This is a genomic window from Ruegeria jejuensis (assembly GCF_041537905.1).
Classification (GTDB): Bacteria; Pseudomonadota; Alphaproteobacteria; order Rhodobacterales; family Rhodobacteraceae; genus Ruegeria_C.
The window spans coordinates 36,061-58,101 of sequence record NZ_JBGRUO010000026.1 but is presented as its reverse complement, the minus strand read 5'-3'; the positions used below and the strand labels follow the sequence as shown (position 1 = coordinate 58,101).

Genomic DNA, 22,041 nt, shown 5'->3' with positions numbered 1-22,041 from the left:
CCTCCCATATGCGTTGGGGTTATGCCCTGTTGGCCAGCGCCCGCTGGCGCGCCTGTTTGAGGGCGGCAAAGTCTTCGTCCGCGTGGAACGACGAACGGGTCAGCGGCGTTGCCGACACGTGCAGGAAGCCCTTGGAGCGCGCGATGCGTTCCAGTTGGGCAAATTCTTCGGGGGACCAGAACCGGTCGATCGGATGATGCTTTGCGGTCGGCTGCAGGTACTGGCCGACGGTCAGAAAATCGACCTGCGCGGCCCGCAGATCATCCATCACTTGCTTCACATCATTCAGGGTCTCGCCAAGGCCAACCATCAGTCCGGATTTGGTGAAGATTTCAGGATTGGCACGCTTGGCATCGTCCAGCAGGCGTAGCGACGTGTAATAGCGCGCGCCGGGTCGCACCGTAGGGTAAAGATGCGGGACGGTTTCAAGGTTGTGATTGAACACATCCGGCGCGGCCTTAAACACGGCAGCGGCGGCGTCACCCTTTCCCAGAAAGTCGGGCGTGAGCACCTCGACCGTTGTGCCTTGGTTCTGGTGACGCACCGCACGGATGGTCTGGGCGATATGTTCCGCACCGCCATCCGCCAGATCGTCGCGATCCACCGAAGTGATGACCACATGGCGCAGGCCCAGCTTCTTCACCGCCGCCGCCACGCGACCCGGCTCGAACGCGTCCAGCGCGTCGGGGCGACCGGTGGCGACATTGCAGAAGGAGCAGCCGCGAGTGCAGACCTCGCCCATGATCATCATGGTGGCGTGGCGCTTGGACCAGCATTCGCCGATATTCGGGCAGGCGGCCTCCTCGCAGACGGTTGCCAGATTGTGGTCGCGCATCAGGCGGCGGGTTTCGTAGTATTCGGCGCTTTCAACCTTTTTACGCCGAATCCAGTGTGGCTTACGCGGGATGGCGCTGTCGGCTTTCCTGGCCTTTTCCGGATGGCGCGGGCGGAGCTGGATGGTCATCTGGCTGATCTCCTTCAGGCGTGGATTGCGCGGCCCAGCGCATCAAGGCAGGCTTCCTTGACCGCCTCACCCATTGCGGGGTGTGCGTGGCAGGTGGCGGCAACCTCAGACACAGTCGCGCCCTTGGTCATGGCCAGAACCAGTTCGGCAATCAGATCGCCACCATGGGCGCCACAGATATGCGCGCCCAGCAATGTGCCATCGGGGCCCGCCAGAATCTTGACCGCCCCGTCGGTATCCCCTGTCGCACGCGCGCGCGAGTTGGCCATGAAGGCGAACTTGCCAACCGTGTAGTCAGCGCCCGCTTCTTTCAGCGCCTCTTCCGTCGCGCCGACCGAGGCGACTTCGGGATCGGTGTAAACCACGCCGGGAACCGTGTTGTAGTCCACATGGCCCGCCCGCCCTGCCAGCATCTCGACACAGGCCACGCCGTCTTCTTCGGCCTTGTGCGCCAGCATCGGGCCAAGCACACAATCGCCAATGGCATAGATGCCGGGCGCGGAGCTTTGGAACGTGCTATCCACCTCGATGAATCCGCGTGCGTCTACCGCGACGCCGAGTTCCTGCAGCCCGAGACCACGCGTGACCGGTCGGCGGCCCACGGCGATCAGGACCTTGTCGGCCTCGATTGTCTCTTCCGTGTCTTTTCCCACGCGATCCATTGTCAGGGTCAGACCGGTCTCGGTCTTGTCGACGGATTTCAGCGCGCGGCCCAACTGGAATTTCAGACCGCGTTTGGACAGGGCGCGCTGCGCCAACTTGGCAATCTCGCCATCGATGCCGGGCAGGATGCGATCGAGATATTCGACCACAGTGACCTTGGACCCCAACCTCGCCCAGACCTGCCCGAGTTCCAGCCCGATCACGCCTGCGCCGATCACGACCAGATGCGCGGGCACCTCCTCCAACGCCAAGGCACCGGTCGAGCTTAATATATCTACCTCGTCAAAACCGATGCCTGGCAGCGGCGTCGCCTCGGAGCCGGTGGCGATCAGGATGTTGTCGGCCTCGAAGAGATCATCACCGACCTGCACCTGCCCGGGAGCTGGAATGCGGGCCCAGCCTTCGATCAATGCAATCCCGTTCTTCTTAAACAGAAACGCGATCCCTTTGGTCAGATCACCAACTATCTTGTCCTTGCGGCCCATCATTGCGCCGATGTCGAGGCTGGCCCCTTCGACGCCGATCCCATGCGCGGCGAGGTGAGCAAGTTCGGCATATTTTGCAGACGAGGTCAGCAGCGCCTTGGACGGGATGCAGCCCACATTCAGACAGGTGCCGCCAAGGGCCGCGCGCCCTTCGACGCAGGCGACTTTCAGCCCCAATTGCGCGGCGCGGATCGCGGCGACGTAGCCACCGGGCCCGCCGCCGATGACGATCAGATCGAACTTGCTCATGTCTGGCCCCTCAGTAGAGCGGATAGTCGGCGCAAATCGCCCGCACTTTTTCGCGGATCTCACCCTCAAGCGCGGCATCGCCGTCGGGAGACTGCGCCAGCCCGTCCAGGACGTCGCTGATCAGGTGACCGATCTGCTTGAACTCTTCCGGCCCAAAGCCACGGCTGCAGCCGGCGGATGTCCCCAAACGAATGCCGCTGGTGACGGTGGGCTTTTCCGGATCGCCCGGCACGCCATTCTTGTTGCAAGTGAACCCGGCCCGCTCCAGCGCGGCCTCGGCGGCGTTGCCCTTGACGCCCTTGGGGCGCAGATCGACTAGCATCAGGTGGTTATCGGTTCCGCCCGAGACGATGTCGCAGCCGCGTGCGATCATGACATTGGCAAGCGCGTCGGCACTTTCGACCACGCGGGTGATGTAATCGGTGAACTCGGGGCGCTGCGCCTCACCAAAGGCCACCGCCTTGGCGGCGATCACATGCATGAGCGGCCCGCCTTGCAAACCGGGAAACACCGCCGAGTTGATCTTTTTTGCGAGCGCTTCGTCATTGGTCAGGATGATGCCGCCGCGTGGCCCGCGCAGGGTCTTGTGGGTTGTCGAGGTAACGACATGCGCATGCTCCATCGGCGAGGGATGTGCGCCAGTGGCAACCAGACCCGCGATATGCGCCATGTCGACCAGCAGCCATGCGCCAACCTCATCGGCGATCTCACGGAATTTCGCAAAGTCGATGACCCGCGAATAGGCCGACGCACCGGCGATGATCATCTTTGGCTTTTCCGCGCGGGCCAGCGCGGCCACCTGATCGTAATCGATCAGCCCGGCATCGGTGAGCCCGTATTGGACGGGCCGGAACCACTTGCCGGATTGAGCGGGCTTTGCGCCATGGGTCAGATGCCCACCCGCGTCCAGCGACATGCCAAGGATCGTGTCACCGGGGCTGAGCAATGCCAGCTTGACCGCCCCATTGGCCTGAGCGCCGGAATGAGGCTGCACATTGGCAAAACCCGCGTTGAACAGCGTCTTGAGGCGCGCGATCGCTTCGGCCTCGATCTTATCGACCACCTCGCAGCCGCCGTAATAGCGTCGACCCGGATAGCCTTCGGCATATTTGTTGGTCAGGACCGAGCCCTGCGCATCCAGAACCGCCTTGGAGACGATATTTTCAGACGCGATCAGTTCGATCTGGTCGGCCTGACGCGTGCCTTCTTCTTCAATCCAGCTGGCAATTGCGTGGTCGGCCACGCTCAGATCAGTGGTGAACATATCCGGAGTCTCCTTATGGATCTCAAAGTGCCGCTTTGCGGAATAAGTTTCCTATAGTGGAATTTATTCCTTTACGTCAACAATGCTCTTATCCGGCGCGATTGCGCCTTGCGTAAAAACCGGTAAACTCAAGAAAACAAGTGGAAACGGCCGATGGAACCGATAGCGCAAACACCTGAAACCGACCTGAAAGAGGCACCCTCCACCGGGGAACTCGGGCGCATGATTCGAGAGGCTCGGCGCGAAAAGGGCTGGACGCTGGAGGAAACAAGTCGCGCAGCGGGGATTGGTCGTTCGACTCTGTCAAAGATCGAAAACGATCAGACCAAACCCAGTTTCGACATCGTGCGCCGCCTCACCACGGCGCTTGATCTGAAAACGCCACATCTCTTCCTTCCCTCGGGACAGAGCGGCGTCAGCGGTCGGCGCGACCATACACCCAGCGGCACGGGCGAGACCCGGGTGACCGACACCTACCGGCACGAATTGCTGTGCACCGAACTGACCAGCAAGCGCATGCTGCCCTATATCAGCACAATCACAGCGCGGGACGTGTCGGAATTCGAGACCTGGATTCGCCATGATGGCGAAGAATTCATGTATGTGATCAGCGGTGATCTGGTGTTTCACACCGAGCATTACAAACCGCTGCCCATGGCTGCAGGTGACTCGATCTATTATGACAGTTCGATGGGCCATTTCTGCGTGTCTTCGGGCGAAGACGACGCCAAGGTGCTCTGGGTCTCGCTTGAATGAGGCCCAATCGGCCAGCCGCCCCTTAACGGATCAGCCACCGCCAACATCGGTGCGCGCCACCGAGACGGCCTTGATCACCGCATGGACCCGGTCGCCCGATTTCAGCGCCAGCGCCTCGGCAGAGCGTCGGGTGATACGGGCAAGCAGCAGGTCTTCGCCCGCTTTCAGTTGAACGATCGTTCCCGGCCCGCTGCCGTCACGTATCGAAACGATATCCGCGGGCAGGATGTTGAGCGCCGAAAGCCCCTTGGGCGCTTTGGTGGCAAGGATGATATCCTTTGCCAGCACCCGCACTCTGATCTGGTGACCCGGATCAACATTCACATGCGGCAACAGCAGCGTACCGCCTGAAACGGTTACCTCTGTCAGACCGTCCTCATGATGGGCGGCCACCACGCCTTGCAGCACCGACCCCGCCTCGCGCAGCCCCAACTGCCGCACATTGGCTGGGTCCGACAGGATCTCTTCGGCGGGCCCGAACCGCGTCACCTTGCCCTTGTCCATCATCACCACGGTGGTGGCGAGCCGCGCCACCTCGGACACGGAATGGCTGACATAGAGGATCGGAATGTCGGTCTCGTCCCGCAGACGTTCGAGATAAGGCAGAATGTCCTGCTTGCGTGGCTCATCCAGCGCGGCGAGCGGTTCGTCCATCACCAGCATCTTGGGCCGCGAAAGCAGCGCCCGCCCGATCGCGACCCGCTGTTTTTCGCCCCCTGACAGTGCAGCCGGCCTGCGGGACAACAACTCCGAAATACCCAGCATCCCGGCCACTTCATGCAGGTCCGGACCCGCGCTGCCCGCAGCGGCAAATCTCTGACCATAGACCAGGTTCTGCTGCACGTTCAGATGCGGAAACAGCCGCCCGTCCTGAAACACGCAGCCCAAACGCCGCTTGTGCACTGGCAGATCGATCTTCATCGCGGTGTCAAAGATCGGCTCGCCATCCAGAATGATCCGCCCGGTTCGGGGCCGCAGCAGACCCGCAACCGCGTTGATGACGCTGGTCTTGCCGGTGCCCGAGGCACCGAACAGCGCGGTCACTCCGCGCGGGGCCTCAAAACAGACCTCCAGTTCCATCGCACCCAGCGGATGGAGTATGTCGACCGACAGACTCAACGGCCCGATATCCGCTTTGCGGCCCGCCGGGCCAATACTTCGGAGGCAACCAGCGCGCCCATGGCGACAAGGATCGAGATCACCACCAACCGCAAGGCCGAGGCCTCGGCACCAGGTACCTGCAGGAAGGTGTAGATGGCCGATGGCAGGGTCTGGGTCTGTCCGGGAATGTTCGACACAAAGGTGATTGTCGCCCCGAACTCGCCCATCGCCTTGGCAAATGCCAGGATCGCGCCGGTGATCAGCCCGGGCAGCAAGAGCGGCAGGGTCACCGTGGCAAACACCCAGAATCGCGAGGCCCCCAGCGTCGCGGCAGCCTCTTCAAGTTTCGGGTCGATACCCTCAAGCCCCAGTCGGATCGCCCGCACCATCAGCGGGAAAGCCATGATCGCCGCCGCCAGCACCGCGCCGGTCCAGCGAAAGGCCAGCACCAGCCCGAACGTCTCTTCCAGCCACTGGCCCAGCGGGGCGCGGCGACCGAAGGTCAAAAGCAGCAAATACCCGGTGACCACAGGCGGCAGGATCAGCGGCAGATGCACGAGACCATTCAGCACCTGTCGCCCGCGAAACTCTTTCCGCTCCAGCGCATAGGCGATGAGCAAGCCGAAAGGCAGGCTGATGAGTACCGCCCAGAACGACACTTTGAGCGACAGGGTCAGCGCCATCCACTCTTCTGCGCGCAGCCAATCACTCATGGCGCCTGCGACACCAGGCCGAAGCCGTTGCGGAAAAAGACCTCCGCCGCCGCTGGGCCTTGCAGATAATGGAAAAAGTCGTGCTCCGTGGGGGCAGCCGCGCCAAGCCGCACCACCGGATAGATGATCGGATCATGGCTGTCCTCGGGAAACAGGCCGACCAGCCGCACCCGAGGCTCGGCTAGCGCATCCGTCTTATACACAACCCCCAGCGGGGCCTCACCCAGGGCCACCAGCCGCAACGCCGCACTGACATTGTCGGTCTGCGCGATATGATCCATCAGCGCGGACCAAAGCCCCAGGCTACTGAGCGCCTGCTTGCCATAGATCCCAGCGGGCACGGCTTCAACCAGCGCCATCGCCAGTCGCCCACCCGCCAGTGCTTCGGGCAGCGCATCGATCCCGGTGACGCGCGCGTCTTGCGTAGGCGCGACCAGAGCCAGCCGGTTGGTCAGCAGCGGGACAACATCGCCGCGTCGCACCTGGCCCTGATCCATCAGCCTGTCCACCCAGTCGGGATTGGCCGACAGAAAGACATCCACTGGCGCGCCCGCCTCAATCTGCCGCGCCAACGCCGAGCTGCCCGCATAAGACAGGGTCACGTCGTGACCGGTTTCGGCTTCGTATTGCATGGCCACTTCGTCCAGCGCGGTTTTCAGGCTGGCTGCAGCAAAGACAAGAACGGTTTCCGCGGCCCGCACCGGACCGCCCCAAAGACCAGCCAGAACCAGCACCGCACTCAGACTGCGCCAGATTGGCCCCATGAAACGGCACCGGACCTCAGGGCGCAATGAACCGCACGCCCGGAATGTGCTGGATCGCAAAGACATCCTCGTCGTAGATCTCTGTCATTTCCTCTACCAGATCCTCGGTCAACCCCGGCAGGTCGATCTCCTCTTCTACGGCCTCCTCCAGCGCGTATTTGTCCATGAAGGCGGCAATCACCCGGCGGCGATGCAATTCGGACATGTTGGGGTGCTGCGCCAGGTATTCGCTCAGGCGGGACATCCCCTCGGGTGACAGGATGTCGGTCAACAGCGCCAACTCGCCCGTCACTTCGGCATCCGCGGCCAGCCCCGCCATCTCGCGCAGGATTTGCGACCAAATCAGCGGTGAATCCTCATTGCACCAGACGGTGATCGTCACATCGGGAACAGCCGCATGTAAACGCTCAAACAGCTCCGACCAGCGTAGATCCGCCAGATCCAGCTTCTTCATCAGTCCCGAGATGCGGGACTTGCTCGAATTCACCAGAGCAGCGGGCAGAAAACTGGCCGGGTTCCGGATCGCCATGAAGATCTCCATCTGGTCTTCCGCGAACATCCGCCGCAGATAGGCGGCGCGTTGCGGGGCCAGAGGGTAGAAACAATTGTCGCCAAAGGCCTCACGCTGCGTTCCGAAGAAATGCGTGTTCGACAGCAGCACACGGTCCTTTTCAGAACCGCTCAGCAGCGTCTCGACCAGTTTGCTGCGGATATCAGGGGCAGGTTCGGAGTTTTCCATCATCTCAAGTGCGGTTTTAAGCTGCGGGCGGTATCGTCGCGGCGGCGGAACCACAACACCCTGCTGTGCGAAGTCATCACTGTTGCCTTGCAGGCATTTCAACAAGCGTTCATGTTCGGTCGAATGCGCCCCGGTTTGAAAGATCATTTGCATTCCGACGAACCATACCCCTCGCTGCCTTGCGCTTGTTTTCGAGTTACAACTTGGTGCCCAAGGCGTCAAATCACCAGTGCCTGGTTCCGGGCCTTATGGAGCATGTTGCAGACCGCTTGCGATCTGGTTAACCGAAGCCCACGGCCCCTATCCCCTCAATCGTGACCGGTCTGCAAATGTCGTCTGGTAACTCGGCCGATCCCAGCTCATCACAGCATTCCTTAGTCAGCGTGAAATTGGCGATTAACCGGAGCACGTAGTTCATAACATAGCCCTAATACACCGACGCGAACGAGCTCAAAAACAGATTTGCCTAATACGGTCCAACAAAAAACCCAAGGTCCTTTGCTCATCATGTCCAAGCGACTAGTTTGAGGTAATGGACTCCGCAGCCCGGCTAACCAAATGGATGATTACCGAAGGGCGTCGCTCAGGCGATCCCGTGAAAGTGGTGTCACATTTCTGCTCGTCTTTGATCGAGGCCGGTGTCCCACTCTGGCGGGTCAATATCGGTCAGCGTTTCGCCAATCCCTTACTCATTGCATGGGGGGTCGTTTGGACACCTGATGGGACCGATAGCTACGACGTAACACATGAAACGATGTTGACGGACGGGTATGTTGGCAGCTCATTTGAATATATTCTGGAACACAGAAAGCCACTTCACAAAAGCCTCCGGCAACTGGATCAAAAGACAGAGCATTCATCGTATCTTGAATTCGCTGAGCTGGGTGGCACCGATTATTATGCTACTCTGCTTTACTATGGTGATGGATCGCTACACGGCTGCACATTTGTCACGCAGGCAGCAGCAGGGTTCTCGGCGCGACATCTGGAATTGATCGAGAATGCACTGCCTGCGCTTTCTTCCGCGCTGGAACCTGTCACGATGCGCAAGTCGTCCAAAGGCCTCTTGCGAACATATCTTGGCGATGGTGCCTGCGATGCTGTTTGGAACGGACGGATCAAGCGCGGGGAGCGCACGACCCTTGACGCGGTCGTTATGATTTCTGATCTGCGAGGTTTCACAGCTCTTTCAGAGAGCGCACCAGAAGAAGACGTTTTTGACGCGCTGAGCGGATACTTCGATCTGGTTGTTCAGGCTGTGGAAGAGAATGGCGGCGATATCCTCAAATTCATGGGCGACGGCATTCTGTCGATCTTCGCCATCGCAACTCAGGCGGATCGCGCCGAGCGATGTCGCGAGGCTGCTCAGGCCGCACAGAGTGTATTAACCGGTTTAGCCGCCCTCAATCATAGCCGCGGTGAGGCTCAAAAACCGCCGTTGGACCTTGGAATCGGGATTAACGTTGGGAAAGTCAGTTATGGTAACATCGGCAGCCCCGGGCGACTTGATTTCACAGTTCTGGGTGGTGCTGTGAACGTCGCAAGCCGGATTGAGGGATTGACCAAATCGATTGGCCGAAGAGTGTTGGCGACATCAGCCGTCGCAGGTGCCGCGCCTGATCTGTTCTCTCCTTGCGGATTTCATGAAGTACGTGGCCTCGCGCGTACAATCGAGCTGTTTTCTCTCGTCGAGCGGGAGGTCGCGCGCGATCTGGGCTTTGGGTAAGCCGTTAGCCACAAGAGATCGAATGTGGTGGTCATCTATTCGCTTTCCTCTGCCACGACAGGCACGTGACGTTTAGGAGCGGTTTTCGGTCGTTGCTCCGACCGAGATAACCACGGTCATAAATACCGAAACTGCAGCCCCAAAACAGATTGGGCTGGTTCCGCCCTGCACGTCAAACAAGTCACTTTCTGAAACCTCGAATTCGGTCGGCGGGCTGGGAATGCAGACATACCTTGTATCAGCAGTGTCCTGAACTACACGAAGGCTGACTTCTTTAGGGACATCTTGGATGTATTCCGAAAGCGCTGTATCGGGATCGGACTTTAGACGCTCAGCAAATTCGGCATCATTCCATGCGCGTGCATAGAGGTCTTCCAATCGGTCAATCTGTTCGAGGCCTTTCAACATTTCGCTCATTCTCCTGCTCTGCGCGACCACTTGGTGCAGCCGGCTGTAGATACCCTTCGAAATGAACACGAGAGTTGTTGTGGCGATGTCCGTTGGAGTAACTTTCGTTAACCTTTGCCCTAAGGCGTTTGGTGACCGCTACCCATTGCGGCGCCCCACGCGATATCAGTTTGAACTAGATTGAGTTGGTCAGTTGGAAACTGCATGCGCCACAGTTGGCAAGCAAATGCGACGAGAGTTTGGAGAGCGGCGCAGCTTTTGACGTCGTAAGGCCGCACGGAAATCAAAAAAAGGCCCACCGGGGAGGGGCAGCAAGAATAACCAAAAAGCGCGCGGCCTTGTTGGAAGAGTGGCGAGTGATTTAAACTGTTTCTACCCTAATGTTGGTACAACTCATGATTCAGGGCACTGACGACGGCGCATAGTTCTGGATTGCGCAAATCTTGAGCGCCTTCGACTGCTACTTTAGCTAAATTGCAGAAGTATCCGGGCCATGCTGGGCGAGTCGCAGGGATGCAGCCGAGGTCGATTGCGGCCAACATATGTGCACCCCCTCAAGGGTCCCATACAAAACGCCCGCGCGGCCAGCCAAGGCTGCGATACTTGAAACCTCCGCCCAGGCTGGCCGCACTTTGTTTCAATTCTTGGCGCGCGTTACTGCGCTCCACCATTCAGCAGACTGTCGCGCCATTTCGATGGCACCTCGTCCATGATTGGGTTTTAGGTCATGCCCAGCGCTTCCTTGTACATCTCCAACACCGCCTCTTCTTCGGCGATGTCATCCTTGTCGCGCTTGCGCAGCGCGATCACCTTGCGCATCACCTTGGTGTCGTAACCCCGCGCCTTGGCTTCGGCCATGACCTCTTTCTGCTGCTCTGCGATGTCCTTTTTCTCGGCTTCCAGCCGCTCGAACCGTTCGATGAACTGGCGCAGTTCGCCTGCGGTTACGCGGTAGTTGGCTTCAGCCTGGGACTCGTCCATCAGTATCTCTCCATCGGGATGCAATTGAGGTGCGAGGGGCGGGATAGCGCGCCACCGCACCTGCCGCAAGCACCCTTTGGACCCTGCGCGGGCGGTTGCACCCAACGCGACGATCCGCTAACCCCTGCGGCCAGAAACGAAAGGCGCGAGGCATCCATGTTCGATATCATCGTTTGGGCTGGAACAACCCTTTCGCTGGCCGGGTTGGCCGGTCTCGTCTGGTGCATCCTGCGTGTACACAAGGCCCGCCGGTCCGGGCTGAGCGACGAAGAATTGCGCGCCACAGTTCAGGCTGTGTTGCCTTGGAACCTTGGCGCGCTGTTTCTGTCTGTCTTGGGTCTGATGGCCGTTATCGTGGGCATCTCGCTGGGCTGATTGCCTAGCTGGGGCCGATCCGGTCAGATGGGCATATTGTCGAAGCGGGATTCGATCAATTCATCGCACAGATGTGCGTCGAGGCGGCGCAGACGTTTGGGCACACTTGCCCCCTCTTCGCCGAGGCGACGGATTACCGCATGCAGCGCGGGTTGCAGGCGCAGACGGCCATCAAAGGATTCCCCGGCGATTTTCTTTTCGAGACGTTCCGCTTCCAACATCAGGTCTTGAGCAGTCATTCTTGGTCCTCCCTTATGATCGACATTCTACCCAGAATTGTAACAACGTGAAGAAAAACCGAAGGCTTTTTGGCCGGATTTTATGCAAAACACACCCTATGGCCAAAGAAATCGGCAGCTTTTTGGGGTCACGCCTCGTATTCTGGCATTTTTGGTCGGAGCGCACCTTGATTGTGATCAAAAAAGGTGAATCGCTGCATTTTCCTGGTGTTTAAAAAACATAAATCTGGGGCAATTTCAGGCGGCATAGATCAGGCGCGACAGCATCGCCGGGCGCCTCGCGGCGTGGGGTCACAGTGTCCATCGGCTGGACAGACGGGTCGCTGCGGCATAGGAACAGGCCATGGATATTCGACCTATTACGCCGCGCTACGCCGTCTCGCCACAGATTTCGGTCGAGGACGTGCCAGCCATCGCCGAGGCGGGCTTTACCCGCGTCATCTGCAACCGCCCCGACACCGAGGTTCCGCCCACCCACCAGGCCGACGCCATTGCCAAAGCCGTACGCGCCGCCGGTCTGGAATTCGAGGTTCTGGAACTGACCCATCAGACCATGACGCCAGAGAATGTCGCGCATCAAATGGCGCTGGCCGAGACAAGCACCGGCCCGGTTCTGGCCTATTGCGCCTCGGGCACGCGCTGTTCGGTGGTCTGGGCACTGGGGCAGTGCCCGTCGCGAAGCCCCGACGAGATTCTGTCGCAGACTCAAAGTGCGGGCTATCAGCTTGACGGGCTGCGACCGACGCTTGAGGCGCTGAGCCGGGCAGCCTCCGAGACCAGCTAAGCTCAAGGTCAGGCGTGGCGCCCTCATCCTTGCGGTGACTGAGGCATCGGGGCGATGTCAGTGCCGGGGCGTAACCCCTCCTGCACCGTGGGCTCGATTGCTTCAGACAAAACCGGTTCTGTCGATGGTGGCGCGATGGCTGTTGGCGCAGGGTCGCCCTGTGCGGGCTGCGATAAGTCGTCGAAAACCTCGACATCCGTGGGCTCGCTATAGGGTTCGGGCGGCGTCTCGTTCAGCCGTAGGGCACGCATGCCCCGGCACTGACCCAGGCGCGCCCGCGCAACGACCCGCCCGTCAATTGTCAGCAACTCCGCCTCATCCAACGGGCAGCACTTCAGTGGCAACGCATCGCCCGGCTTCAACCCCGACAAAGCAGAGAGCGGCACGTGCAACCGGGTCAGCACCACCCGCAACTCCGTCCGCATCAGCCCGAAATTAGACTCCAGCCCCGCAGGCTGCGATGCGGCCTTGCTTGGTTGGGCTTCCTGTTCTTCGACGTGATCCGTCAACGCCACCGTGATCTGGCCCTGACACGCCCCATGTCCGATATCGACGACCAGCTCACAAAGCCGATAATGTTCCTGCCCCAAGACCAGCGCCAGATCCGACAGCTTTTCCTGTCGGCTTTCAAACCTGTATTTCTGCAGACACAACCAATCCTCGGCCTCTCCCAGCAGCGCGCCCGCTTCTGCCAAGACCTGCTCAGCCAGCGGCGCAAGAAGCGCGGCGTCGGTATCGGTGAAGGGTCGGTCATCGGGGGGCTGCGACCCAACCTCACCCATGGTCTGATAGCGGATCATTGCGGCAGTTGCCCGGCGGTCGATACAGATCGCCGCTGTCAGCCCGCCGGGTTCCCCCAGAACCAGCATCAGGCGCTGTTCTTCCAGATGGGCGGATAGCAGATCGCGGGGAAAACTGTTCTCGGTCGCGCCGATCACCGCCATCGCCGGACCCGCGACATGTGCCGAAGCCTGTGCCAGCCCCCGCCGCAGGGCCCGCAGCAGCGGGCGGGCGGATTGCACCGCACCCTTACCCGACAACGCGATCTTGCGCGCCATCGCGGTATCCACGTTGCGGGCCTCTGAATTCACGGGATCGTTTGCCTGTACGACTGCGCCATGACACCGGTTTAGGCAGAACGCCTTACCAAACCCTTACGCCCGCCCTATTCGGCGGCCATTTCCTGATTTGTCGACAGGCTCACCCGAAACGCCGCGCCGCTTTGCCCGGTCAGATAGGTCACATTGCCACCAAGCCGCTGCATGATCTCGCGACAGATCGCCAGACCCAGCCCCGCCCCGCCAGCTTTTTCGGAACTTACGCGGGCAAATTTCTCGAACACCATCGATTGCGCTTGTGTCGGGATGCCGCTGCCATTGTCGATGAAATCGACAACCACCTGACCGCCCACGTCGTGCACCGAGATCGTCAGCACCGGATCGCGCGCGTCGCAATATTTCTGCGCGTTCGAGATCAGGTTGATGAAGACCTGCCCCAGCCGATCCAGATCGGAGCGCAGCGCAATGCGCTCGGTGGATTTCTGGCGCTTCACCAGCAGCTTGCGCGTTGAGCCCGCCAACGCCGAATCAAGCGCCCGGTCCAGCACCGCATCCAGCCGCCCATCGCGCAGGTTCAGGCTGACCTGACCACTTTCCAGCACGCTCAGATCCAGCAGATCGTCCAGCAGCCGCGTCAGGCGCAACGCCTCGTCATGGATGATCGTGGCATAGCGGGTCTTGTCCTCGGGCAGAAGCCCGTCAGTGTCGCGCAATATCTCGGAAAAGGCGCGGATCGAAGTCATGGGCGTGCGCAACTCGTGGCTGACCTGGCTGAGGAAGGCGTCTTTTTGCAGTGATATCTGGGTTAGCTTCTCGTTGGCTTCGCGCAGTTTGTGCGCGGTGCGGCTGAGTTCCGAGGATTTCGCCTCCAACTGGCTGGAATACTCCATCAGCTGCGCCGATTCGTCTGCCACCGCCAGCAGGTCCTGCACAGAAACCGACGACCCGCCGACAATCTGCCCGATCATCGCATGGGCGGCAGCCGCCCCGACCGAGCCGCCAAGCTCGCGTTCCAGCCGTTCCAGAAAGGCCGGTGTCGGGTCGGGCAAGACACCGCGCCCGCCCTGCTGCAAGGCTTCGGCATGAAAGAACTCCTGCGCTTCGCGCGCGCCCAGAATGCGCTGGGACATGATCATCAGGTCTTCGCTCTGCGCCACCGACCCGGTCCAGCCGCGCGGACCGGCGGAATGGTCGAACACGTTGACAAATTGCGCGCCCTGAAGCCGTTCGAGCGGGCTGGGAAAGCTCAACAGCGACACGAAGCAGAAGGCCACGGTATTGAGCGACAGTGACCACATCACCGAATGCACGGTCGGGTCCAACCCGGTCACGCCAAAAAGCGCATCAGGCCGCAGCCAGTGCCAGCCGAAAAGACCATTTGTCATGACGCTCTCGGACAGCAACCCGCTGCCGATACCGGGCAAAAGCAACGTATAGAGCCACAGCACGAATCCGATGGTGAGGCCGACCAGAGCGCCGGTCCGTGTCGCACCGCGCCAGAACAGGCCGCCGACCAGCGCAGGCAGGATCTGCGCGATCCCCGCAAACGCAATCAGCCCGATCGAGGCCAGCGCGCCGCCGCCGGTGAAAACAAAATAGAAATAGCCCAGCGCCATGATCACCGCGATTGATATCCGGCGCGAGAACAGGACAATATTGCGCACATCCCCCGAAACCGAGGCCCCGCCACCCTGCGAATAGAGCCAGATCGGCATCACGATATGGTTCGACACCATGGTCGACAGCGCCATCGCCGCCACGATCACCATCGAGGTGGCTGAGGAAAACCCGCCCAGAAACGCCAACATGGCCAACCCGCCCTCGCCCTGCGCCAGCGGGATGGTCAGCACGAACAGATCGGGGTTCGATCCCTCGGGCATCAGGTCCAGCCCCACCACCGCGATGGGCACAACGAAGAGGCTCATCAGCAGCAGGTAAAGCGGAAAGGCCCAGGCCGCCATGCGCAGGTGGCGTTCATCATCGTTTTCAACCACCATGACCTGAAACATGCGCGGCAGGCAGACAAAAGCCGCCGCTGCAAGGAAGGTGATCGTCGCCCAGCGCCCTTTGTCGATGGTCCATGTCCCGATCTCGGATTGATCGATGCGCTGCAATATCGGCTCAACCCCGCCGCCAATCCCCCAGACGACAAAAACGCCGACCGCTAACAGCGCCAGCAGTTTGACAACGGCCTCAATCGCGATGGCGGTCACAACCCCGTGGTGGCGCTCATTGGCATCCAGGTTGCGCGTACCGAAGAGGATCGCAAACACCGCAAGCCCCGCCGCCACCCAAAAGGCGCTGGAGCCCTCGCGATAAAACCCGTCGGGGTCACCATCAGCAAAGATCGAGAAGGACAGCGTGATCGATTGCAATTGCAACGCGATGTAAGGTGTCACCGCAAGCACAGCCAAAACTGTCACGCAGATCGCCAGCACGTTCGACTTGCCAAAGCGCGAGGAGATCAGGTCGGCGATCGAGGTCACCCGCTGGCTGCGCCCCACCCGCACCAGTTTGCGCAACCCCCACCACCAGCCGATCATCACCAGCGTTGGCCCCAGATAGATGGTCACGAACTCCAGTCCGCTACGAGCGGCATAACCAACTGCTCCGTAGAACGTCCAGGCGGTGCAATAGATCGAGAGCGACAAGGTGTAGATCAGCGGCGAGCGCAGCCAGCGGATGCGCCCGGTCGCCGCCAGCCGGTCCGAGGCAAAGGCCACACCGAACAGGAACACCACGTAGCCCAGACAGACCAGAATGAGCACGTTCAGGGACGCCATCAGCCGCGCTCCGAACTGCCGGGGTCAGACCCGCTCCATCTCCGCGCGGCCACGCCAAAGAGCCCTCCGATCACGATCAGCAGCGCCCAGACCCCGAAGATATAGGTGATGGCTGCTGACATCGACACCTGCCCGCCCTCTCCCGATCCATCAGGCCAGAGCAATGGGACCGTAAAGAGCAGCGCGCCGAAGATCGGCAGCAGGCGCGCGGCATCGCTCAGGCGGCGGCGGCGATAGCTCTGTTTTTCCAGAAACACCGGAGGTGCCTGGACCGGGCCGGTCTCATTCTCCGGCCCGACGCTCATGGTCGGCTGGCCTGTGCATGCAGATCGCGTACCGCTGTCAGAACCTCGGCGTTGGAAAACGGTTTGGTCATGAAGCGGCTGACGCCAGCCTTCTCGGCCATGTCGCGATCACGGGCCTGGCCGCGCGCGGTCAGCATCAGAACCGGCAGGTCCTGCATTCCATCCAGCGCGCGTACCTCCTTGAGGATGTCCATGCCGCTCTTGCCCGGCAGCATGACATCCAGGATCAGCAGATCGGGCGCGGCCGAGGTGATCACATCCACCGCGTCAGAGCCATCGGCATGGGTATCGACCTGCCAGCCTTCGCGGCTGAGCAGGAAGCGGATTGCTTCGGTGATATTCGGTTCATCTTCAATCAGAAGAACACGTCGGTTCATTCCGGCCCTTCCTCCCCAAAAAAGGCAATCGGGCCTGTGCCCGTCTGTTATGCGTGGTTCAGATTAGACTTGCTGTCACGGACCTGTCAAAACTCTTCCGACAGGATCGACGGTTCACGTCGCGCCGCGCAGGCCCGGCGCGGGCAGACCCGGCAGCTGCTGCCCACTGGCAGCGCATCGGCATGACCCCCTTCGTCACTCGGCACCGGCAGGATCAGCATGATCGAGTGATAGACCGGATCCACATCGAAACCGGGCACCTCCTGCGGCCAGGCGACGGCAAAGCAATCGAACTCTGCCGCTGTGCGCCCCAGTTGCGACACCCGGCGGCGAATCGGCACCAGCGGCCGGTTGAGCGCGGTAAAGAGCGGCCAGAGCGGGCAGGATTCCCCGTGTCGCGGCAAGGCAAAGCCCGAGATTGCCTTGCGGAAGACGATACTGCCCGAAGCATCGCATTGCACCAACCCCACGTCATGGGCCAGCGCACCCTCGGGCAGGGTCGCCATGCGGCGGAACACCGAGGGCAGATCGACCTCGAACCGCCGCGCGAGGCCAAGCGGATCAACCCCCAGCTCATCCAGCGCATCCAGAACATCCCGCAGCGGCATAGCGCGAACATCGGCGGCATAGAGCGTCAGGATACCCGCCCCCACCGCGCGCGCCGCGCCGCTTTCCAGCCCTTCCAGCACGTCGTTCGGCACTTCGCCCGTGCTCTCGATTTCCGGGAAGTGATGGCCGCGCGCCGCGACAAAGGCCTCGACCTGCTCCAGCGGCATCCCCCGCCGGTCGGCGCTGCTGCTGTCGGTTTCGTCCAGATAGCCAACCAGCGCCTTGGAACTTTCCGCCAGGCGTTCGGCATCCTGATTGAGGTTGCGGTGGAAGCGGTCGCGCCATTCCGGTTCCAGATCGCCGGGCTCGGCCAGGATCGAGGCGGTCGACCGGATCGCGGCGGCGGTCGACAGCAACTCATGCAGCGAAGCGGCCAGAAGCGGGTCATGGGTCAACCGGTCTGACAGGGTCACAACGGTCCGTTCCAGCGTCGTGATCCGGCGATGCTGGCGCGCGACGATATCGGCCCAACCGGGAAAGCGCCCGGCCAGTTCGTCGACCCGATCCAGTTCCGCCGCAGCCGGGCCGATCTGGGCCGCCGCCTCGCCCAGCGCCGCGATCAGCGCGGCTTCGGCCCCTTCGGTCAGCATCGAGGGTTCGACCTGCAGCTCGCTCGCGATATCTACCAGCAACTTGCCGCCGATTCTGCGCCGGTTATGCTCGATCAGGTTGAGGTAGGAGGCAGAAATACCCACTTTGCGGGCGAGGTCCGCCTGCCGAAACCCGCTGATCATCCGTCGTTCGCGGATGCGGCTGCCTGTCAACGTGTCCCGTGCGATGGCCCGACCCCCCGGTTTTTCGTCCCATATCAACGGCTTTCTGCGCCGCGACGTAAGAAAATTTACATGATACCCCTCACATCTGTCGAATAATTTACAGAATAAATATTCGATTCAAAGGGTTTATTGCGCAATTTTCTTTGCGCCTCCCATACTCGACTTTGCACAGATAAGTGCCGCGCCGCGCGGAAGAGGAGCCGCAAAGCGCAAATGAAATGGGAGGAATGAATGTCCAAGAATGATGTCACCCGTCGCAGGGTGCTGAAAACGGGTGCCGTGGCGGGGGCCGGTCTGGCGATGCCGACAGTCTTCACCGCGCAATCCGCAAGCGCGTTTACCAACGAGCCAACCGGCAGCAATGTTATCCTCGGCTTCAATGTGCCCCAGACCGGGCCGTATGCCGAAGAAGGCAATGACGAATTGCTGGCGCAGCAACTGGCCGTCGAGCACCTGAACGGTGAAGGCGATGGTGGCTGCCTGAACACCTTCACCTCGAAGGCGCTGAAGGGGAACGGCATTCTGGGCAAGAAGGTCGACTTCGTCACCGGCGACACCCAGACCAAATCGGACGCGGCCCGCGCATCGGCCAAGTCGATGATCGAAAAGGATGGCGCGGTCATGATCAATGGCGGCTCGTCCTCGGGCGTGGCTGTTGCGGTTCAGGGCCTGTGTCAGGAAGCCGGCGTGATCTTCATGGCCGGTCTGACCCATGCCAATGACACGACCGGCAAGGACAAGAAGGCCAACGGCTTCCGCCACTTCTTCAACGCCTATATGTCGGGTGCCGCCCTGGCACCGGTGCTGGCGGCAGAGATGGGCAAGGAACGCCGCGCCTATCACCTGACGGCGGATTACAACTGGGGCTGGACTCAGGAAGAGTCGATTGTTGCCTCGACCGAGGCCCTGGGATGGGAAACGGTCAACACGGTGAAGACCCCGCTCGCATCGACGGATTTCTCGTCCTATATCGCCCCGGTTCTGAACTCGGGCGCGGATGTTCTGGTTCTGAACCACTATGGCGGCAACATGGTCAACTCGCTGACCAACGCGATCCAGTTCGGTCTGCTCGACAAGGTGGCCAACGGCAAGGACTTCAAGATCGTCGTGCCGCTCTATTCCGAATTGATGGCCGCTGGTGCGGGCGAGAACATCAAGGGCGTGCTGGGGTCGATGAACTGGAACTGGCAGCTGCAGGATGAAGGCACCAAAGCCTTCGTGAAGTCCTTCGGCGAAAAATACGACAAGCCGCCATCCAACTCGGCCCAGACCTGTTATGCGCAGGTTCTTCTTTATGCGGATGCGGTCGAACGCGCGGGCACCTTCAACCCGTGCGGTGTTGTCGAAGCGCTGGAAGATTTCGAGTTCGACGGGCTTGGCAATGGCCCGACCTGGTATCGCGGCGCGGATCATCAGTGCTTCAAGGACGTGCTGGTGGTGCGGGGCAACGAGAACCCGACCAACGCCTATGACACGCTGGAAATCGTCGAGATCACGCCGCGGTCGCAGGTCGAGTATGATCCCGAGCATCCGATGTTCGCGGGCGGCAGCCTGGGCGAGTGTAACCCCGGTTCCTAACCACTCACGCAAACCGGGACCGGTCGCAAGCGATTGCGGCCGGTCAACAAGAGCGGCGGGCACAAAAGCCAATGCCGCATCGGCCAATCCAGAGGTGGGGACAGATGGACGCCATTCTTCTGCAAATCCTGAACGGGCTCGACAAAGGCTCGGCCTATGCGCTGATCGCGCTGGGACTGACACTGATCTTCGGTACGCTGGGCGTTGTAAATTTCGCCCATGGCGCGCTGTTCATGATCGGCGCCTTTTGCGCGGTAACGCTGCAAAGGTTTCTGAATCTGAGCTTCGAGACCGTGGACGAGACCCAGAAGGATTTTCTGGGCAACCCGCTCAAGGTCAAGACGCCCTATGTCGAGGCCTGGTTCGGGCCGGAAACCGGGGCCGCTATCATAGACTGGTCCGTGCCACTGGCGATCCTCGTTGCGATCCCGATCATGTTGCTGGTCGGCTACGTGATGGAACGCGGGTTGATCAAGCACTTCTACAAGCGACCGCATGCGGATCAGATCCTGGTCACCTTCGGGCTTGCTATCGTCTTGCAGGAGATCGTGAAATACTTCTTCGGTGCCAACCCGATCCAGACCCCACCACCCGAGGCGCTGAGCGGATCGATCGATCTGGGCGTGATGGTCGGGTTTGACCCCAACGCCATCATCTACCCGATCTGGCGACTGATATATTTTGCCTTTGCCACGCTGATCATCGGTGGCATCTTTGCCTTCCTGCAATTCACCACCTTCGGCATGGTCGTGCGTGCCGGGATGGCGGATCGTGAAACCGTGGGCCTGCTGGGCATCAATATCGACCGCCGCTTCACCATAATGTTCGGCATCGCTGCCGCGGTCGCCGGACTGGCAGGCGTGATGTACGGCCCGCTCAACCCGCCCAATTACCATATGGGTATGGATTTTCTGGTGCTGAGCTTCGTGGTTGTCGTTGTTGGTGGCATGGGCTCGCTGCCCGGCGCGGTGCTGGCGGGGTTCCTGCTGGGTATTCTGGAAAGCTTTGCTTCAACCACCTGGGCCACCACCACGATCCCGGGGATCAACCAGATCATCATCTATCTGGTCGCAATCATCGTGCTGCTCACCCGCCCCCGCGGGCTGATGGGCCGCAAAGGCGTGATGGAGGACTGAGCCATGCTGGGACTGAACAAGAAAGACACGTCTCTGCTGCTGATCGTGGCAGTACTGACGCTGCTCGCCCCCTTCATCCTGAACCCCTTTCCCGAAGGCAGCGCCATGGCGCAGTTCAACGCGGGCTACCCGGATCTGATGCAGCGTTTCGTGATCTTCGGGATCTTCGCCATCGGCTTCAACATCCTGTTCGGATTGACCGGCTATCTCAGTTTCGGCCACGCCGCTTTCCTGGGTGTCGGATCATACGCCGCCGTATGGATGTTCAAGCTCTTTAGCTACAACGTCATCCCGGCCATCTTGCTGAGCGTGGTCGTCGCTGGTCTGTTCTCATTGCTGATCGGCTTTGTCAGCCTGCGCCGCTCGGGCATCTATTTCTCGATCCTGACGCTGGCCTTTGCGCAGATGAGCTTTGCGCTGGCTTATTCGGTGCTATCGAACCCGCGGTTCAACCTGACCAATGGCGAGACCGGGTTGCAGGTCTATGCAGATGACGTGCAATGGTTCCATCGAGACGGATTGCCGGATCTGCCACATCTGTTCGGCCTGTCGATGCGGTCGACCTATACGCTGGACATCGGCGGATGGAGTTTCGATTTCAACGCGGGCTACTACCTGTGCGCGGTGATCATGATGGTGGTCTTTTACCTGTCGATCCGCATCTTCCGTTCACCCTTTGGCATGATGCTGCGGGCGGTGAAGTCGAACCAGCAGCGGATGAACTATACCGGGCTGAACTCACGCCCCTACACGCTGGCGGCCTTTGTGATCTCGGGCATGTATGCCGGATTGGCCGGCGGGCTGATGGCCGCGATGGACCCGCTTGCGGGCGCCGAGCGGATGCAGTGGACGGCGAGCGGAGAGGTGGTGTTGATGACCATCCTCGGCGGCACCGGCACCCTGATCGGGCCGGTTCTGGGCGCGGGTTTCATCAAGTATTTCGAGAACATCTTCTCGAAGATCAACGACAACGTGCTGCATAGCTGGTTCGCGTTCCTGCCCGACGGGATAGAGGACTTCATGGTCTTCATCATCCACCCCTTCATCGGCAAAGGCTGGCATCTGACACTGGGTCTTCTGTTCATGCTGGTCGTGATCTTCCTTCCCGGCGGTCTGGTCGAAGGGGGTCAGAAGCTGCTGAACTGGGTGCGTGGCAAACGCAAGGACAAGAAAACCAGCGGCAAGACCGAGCCGGCGGAATAAGGGGA

The 22,041-nt window shown here is 60.7% G+C and carries 22 protein-coding genes; 7 read left to right on the top strand and 15 right to left on the bottom strand.

What is annotated here, in order from left to right; genetic code table 11:
• Positions 1 to 19 precede the first annotated feature (19 nt).
• The 3 genes from lipA to glyA are packed head-to-tail and all read right to left on the bottom strand — an operon-like array spanning position 20 to position 3,625.
• Complete coding sequence (gene lipA / locus AB1E34_RS22580; RefSeq protein WP_372574564.1) at positions 20 to 964, bottom strand: lipoyl synthase; 945 nt, start codon at positions 962 to 964, stop codon at positions 20 to 22.
• Positions 965 to 978: 14 nt separating this feature from the next.
• Positions 979 to 2,361 (bottom strand): dihydrolipoyl dehydrogenase, encoded by a 1,383-nt coding sequence (gene lpdA / locus AB1E34_RS22575; RefSeq protein ID WP_372574563.1) that lies wholly within the window; start codon positions 2,359 to 2,361, stop codon positions 979 to 981.
• 10 nt (positions 2,362 to 2,371) lie between these two features.
• Positions 2,372 to 3,625 carry a serine hydroxymethyltransferase gene (glyA, locus tag AB1E34_RS22570; protein WP_372574562.1) on the bottom strand — a complete coding sequence of 418 codons (1,254 nt, stop codon included), beginning with the start codon at positions 3,623 to 3,625 and terminating at the stop codon, positions 2,372 to 2,374.
• Positions 3,626 to 3,778: 153 nt separating this feature from the next.
• On the opposite strand from glyA, the gene AB1E34_RS22565 reads away from it, so the two are divergent.
• A complete protein-coding gene (locus AB1E34_RS22565; RefSeq protein ID WP_372574561.1) occupies positions 3,779 to 4,381 on the top strand; it encodes a helix-turn-helix domain-containing protein in 603 nt (200 codons plus the stop codon).
• 30 nt (positions 4,382 to 4,411) lie between these two features.
• Here the strand turns inward: AB1E34_RS22565 and modC are convergent, their stop codons facing one another.
• Genes modC through AB1E34_RS22545 form a run of 4 tightly spaced genes read right to left on the bottom strand, consistent with a single transcriptional unit; the run spans position 4,412 to position 7,845 of the window.
• Positions 4,412 to 5,500, bottom strand: coding sequence for a molybdenum ABC transporter ATP-binding protein (modC, locus tag AB1E34_RS22560; RefSeq protein WP_372574560.1), 1,089 nt, complete (start codon positions 5,498 to 5,500; stop codon positions 4,412 to 4,414).
• Positions 5,497 to 6,195, bottom strand: coding sequence for a molybdate ABC transporter permease subunit (gene modB, locus AB1E34_RS22555; protein ID WP_372574559.1), 699 nt, complete (start codon positions 6,193 to 6,195; stop codon positions 5,497 to 5,499). The genes modC and modB overlap by 4 nt, the downstream gene beginning before the upstream one ends.
• Entirely contained in the window at positions 6,192 to 6,959 is a 768-nt protein-coding gene (modA, locus tag AB1E34_RS22550; protein WP_372574558.1) for a molybdate ABC transporter substrate-binding protein, read from the bottom strand. Before modA ends, modB begins: the two co-directional genes overlap by 4 nt.
• A 16-nt stretch (positions 6,960 to 6,975) precedes the next feature.
• Positions 6,976 to 7,845 carry a hypothetical protein gene (locus AB1E34_RS22545; RefSeq protein ID WP_372574557.1) on the bottom strand — a complete coding sequence of 290 codons (870 nt, stop codon included), beginning with the start codon at positions 7,843 to 7,845 and terminating at the stop codon, positions 6,976 to 6,978.
• Between the two features lie 385 nt (positions 7,846 to 8,230).
• Between AB1E34_RS22545 and AB1E34_RS22540 the strand changes: the two genes are divergently transcribed.
• A complete protein-coding gene (locus tag AB1E34_RS22540) occupies positions 8,231 to 9,424 on the top strand; it encodes an adenylate/guanylate cyclase domain-containing protein (protein ID WP_372574556.1) in 1,194 nt (397 codons plus the stop codon).
• 72 nt (positions 9,425 to 9,496) lie between these two features.
• On the opposite strand, the gene AB1E34_RS22535 is transcribed toward AB1E34_RS22540, so the two are convergent.
• Complete coding sequence (locus AB1E34_RS22535; RefSeq protein WP_372574555.1) at positions 9,497 to 9,841, bottom strand: hypothetical protein; 345 nt, start codon at positions 9,839 to 9,841, stop codon at positions 9,497 to 9,499.
• A 711-nt stretch (positions 9,842 to 10,552) separates the two neighbouring features.
• Positions 10,553 to 10,813, bottom strand: a complete 261-nt coding sequence (locus tag AB1E34_RS22530) for a DUF2312 domain-containing protein (protein WP_306202395.1) — start codon at positions 10,811 to 10,813, stop codon at positions 10,553 to 10,555.
• A gap of 156 nt (positions 10,814 to 10,969) precedes the next feature.
• Here AB1E34_RS22530 and AB1E34_RS22525 point away from each other — a divergent pair, with 156 nt between their 5' ends.
• Entirely contained in the window at positions 10,970 to 11,188 is a 219-nt protein-coding gene (locus AB1E34_RS22525; protein ID WP_372574554.1) for a hypothetical protein, read from the top strand.
• 23 nt (positions 11,189 to 11,211) lie between these two features.
• Here the strand turns inward: AB1E34_RS22525 and AB1E34_RS22520 are convergent, their stop codons facing one another.
• Positions 11,212 to 11,427: a hypothetical protein gene (locus AB1E34_RS22520; protein WP_372574553.1), complete on the bottom strand. Its 216-nt coding sequence runs from the start codon at positions 11,425 to 11,427 to the stop codon at positions 11,212 to 11,214.
• A gap of 343 nt (positions 11,428 to 11,770) precedes the next feature.
• Between AB1E34_RS22520 and AB1E34_RS22515 the strand changes: the two genes are divergently transcribed.
• Positions 11,771 to 12,211 carry a protein tyrosine phosphatase family protein gene (locus AB1E34_RS22515; RefSeq protein ID WP_372574552.1) on the top strand — a complete coding sequence of 147 codons (441 nt, stop codon included), beginning with the start codon at positions 11,771 to 11,773 and terminating at the stop codon, positions 12,209 to 12,211.
• A 23-nt stretch (positions 12,212 to 12,234) separates the two neighbouring features.
• On the opposite strand, the gene AB1E34_RS22510 is transcribed toward AB1E34_RS22515, so the two are convergent.
• The 5 genes from AB1E34_RS22510 to AB1E34_RS22490 all read right to left on the bottom strand — a co-directional run bounded on the left by AB1E34_RS22510 (position 12,235) and on the right by AB1E34_RS22490 (position 18,122).
• Positions 12,235 to 13,302: a flagellar motor switch protein FliM gene (locus AB1E34_RS22510; protein ID WP_372574551.1), complete on the bottom strand. Its 1,068-nt coding sequence runs from the start codon at positions 13,300 to 13,302 to the stop codon at positions 12,235 to 12,237.
• Positions 13,303 to 13,376: 74 nt separating this feature from the next.
• Complete coding sequence (locus AB1E34_RS22505; RefSeq protein ID WP_372574550.1) at positions 13,377 to 16,052, bottom strand: ATP-binding protein; 2,676 nt, start codon at positions 16,050 to 16,052, stop codon at positions 13,377 to 13,379.
• The gene (locus tag AB1E34_RS22500; RefSeq protein ID WP_372574549.1) at positions 16,052 to 16,357 is read right to left on the bottom strand and encodes a hypothetical protein; all 306 of its coding nucleotides are present in this window, start codon (positions 16,355 to 16,357) and stop codon (positions 16,052 to 16,054) included. Before AB1E34_RS22500 ends, AB1E34_RS22505 begins: the two co-directional genes overlap by 1 nt.
• Positions 16,354 to 16,734 (bottom strand): response regulator transcription factor, encoded by a 381-nt coding sequence (locus tag AB1E34_RS22495; RefSeq protein WP_372574548.1) that lies wholly within the window; start codon positions 16,732 to 16,734, stop codon positions 16,354 to 16,356. The genes AB1E34_RS22500 and AB1E34_RS22495 overlap by 4 nt, the downstream gene beginning before the upstream one ends.
• Before the next feature lie 86 nt (positions 16,735 to 16,820).
• Positions 16,821 to 18,122, bottom strand: coding sequence for a short-chain fatty acyl-CoA regulator family protein (locus tag AB1E34_RS22490; protein ID WP_372574572.1), 1,302 nt, complete (start codon positions 18,120 to 18,122; stop codon positions 16,821 to 16,823).
• Positions 18,123 to 18,350: 228 nt separating this feature from the next.
• Here AB1E34_RS22490 and AB1E34_RS22485 point away from each other — a divergent pair, with 228 nt between their 5' ends.
• The 3 genes from AB1E34_RS22485 (at position 18,351) to AB1E34_RS22475 (ending at position 22,036) form a co-directional block, all read left to right on the top strand.
• Positions 18,351 to 19,697, top strand: coding sequence for a substrate-binding protein (locus AB1E34_RS22485; RefSeq protein WP_372574547.1), 1,347 nt, complete (start codon positions 18,351 to 18,353; stop codon positions 19,695 to 19,697).
• 104 nt (positions 19,698 to 19,801) lie between these two features.
• Positions 19,802 to 20,833 (top strand): branched-chain amino acid ABC transporter permease, encoded by a 1,032-nt coding sequence (locus tag AB1E34_RS22480; RefSeq protein ID WP_372574546.1) that lies wholly within the window; start codon positions 19,802 to 19,804, stop codon positions 20,831 to 20,833.
• Positions 20,834 to 20,836: 3 nt separating this feature from the next.
• Positions 20,837 to 22,036, top strand: coding sequence for a branched-chain amino acid ABC transporter permease (locus tag AB1E34_RS22475; protein ID WP_372574545.1), 1,200 nt, complete (start codon positions 20,837 to 20,839; stop codon positions 22,034 to 22,036).
• Positions 22,037 to 22,041: the final 5 nt, after the last annotated feature.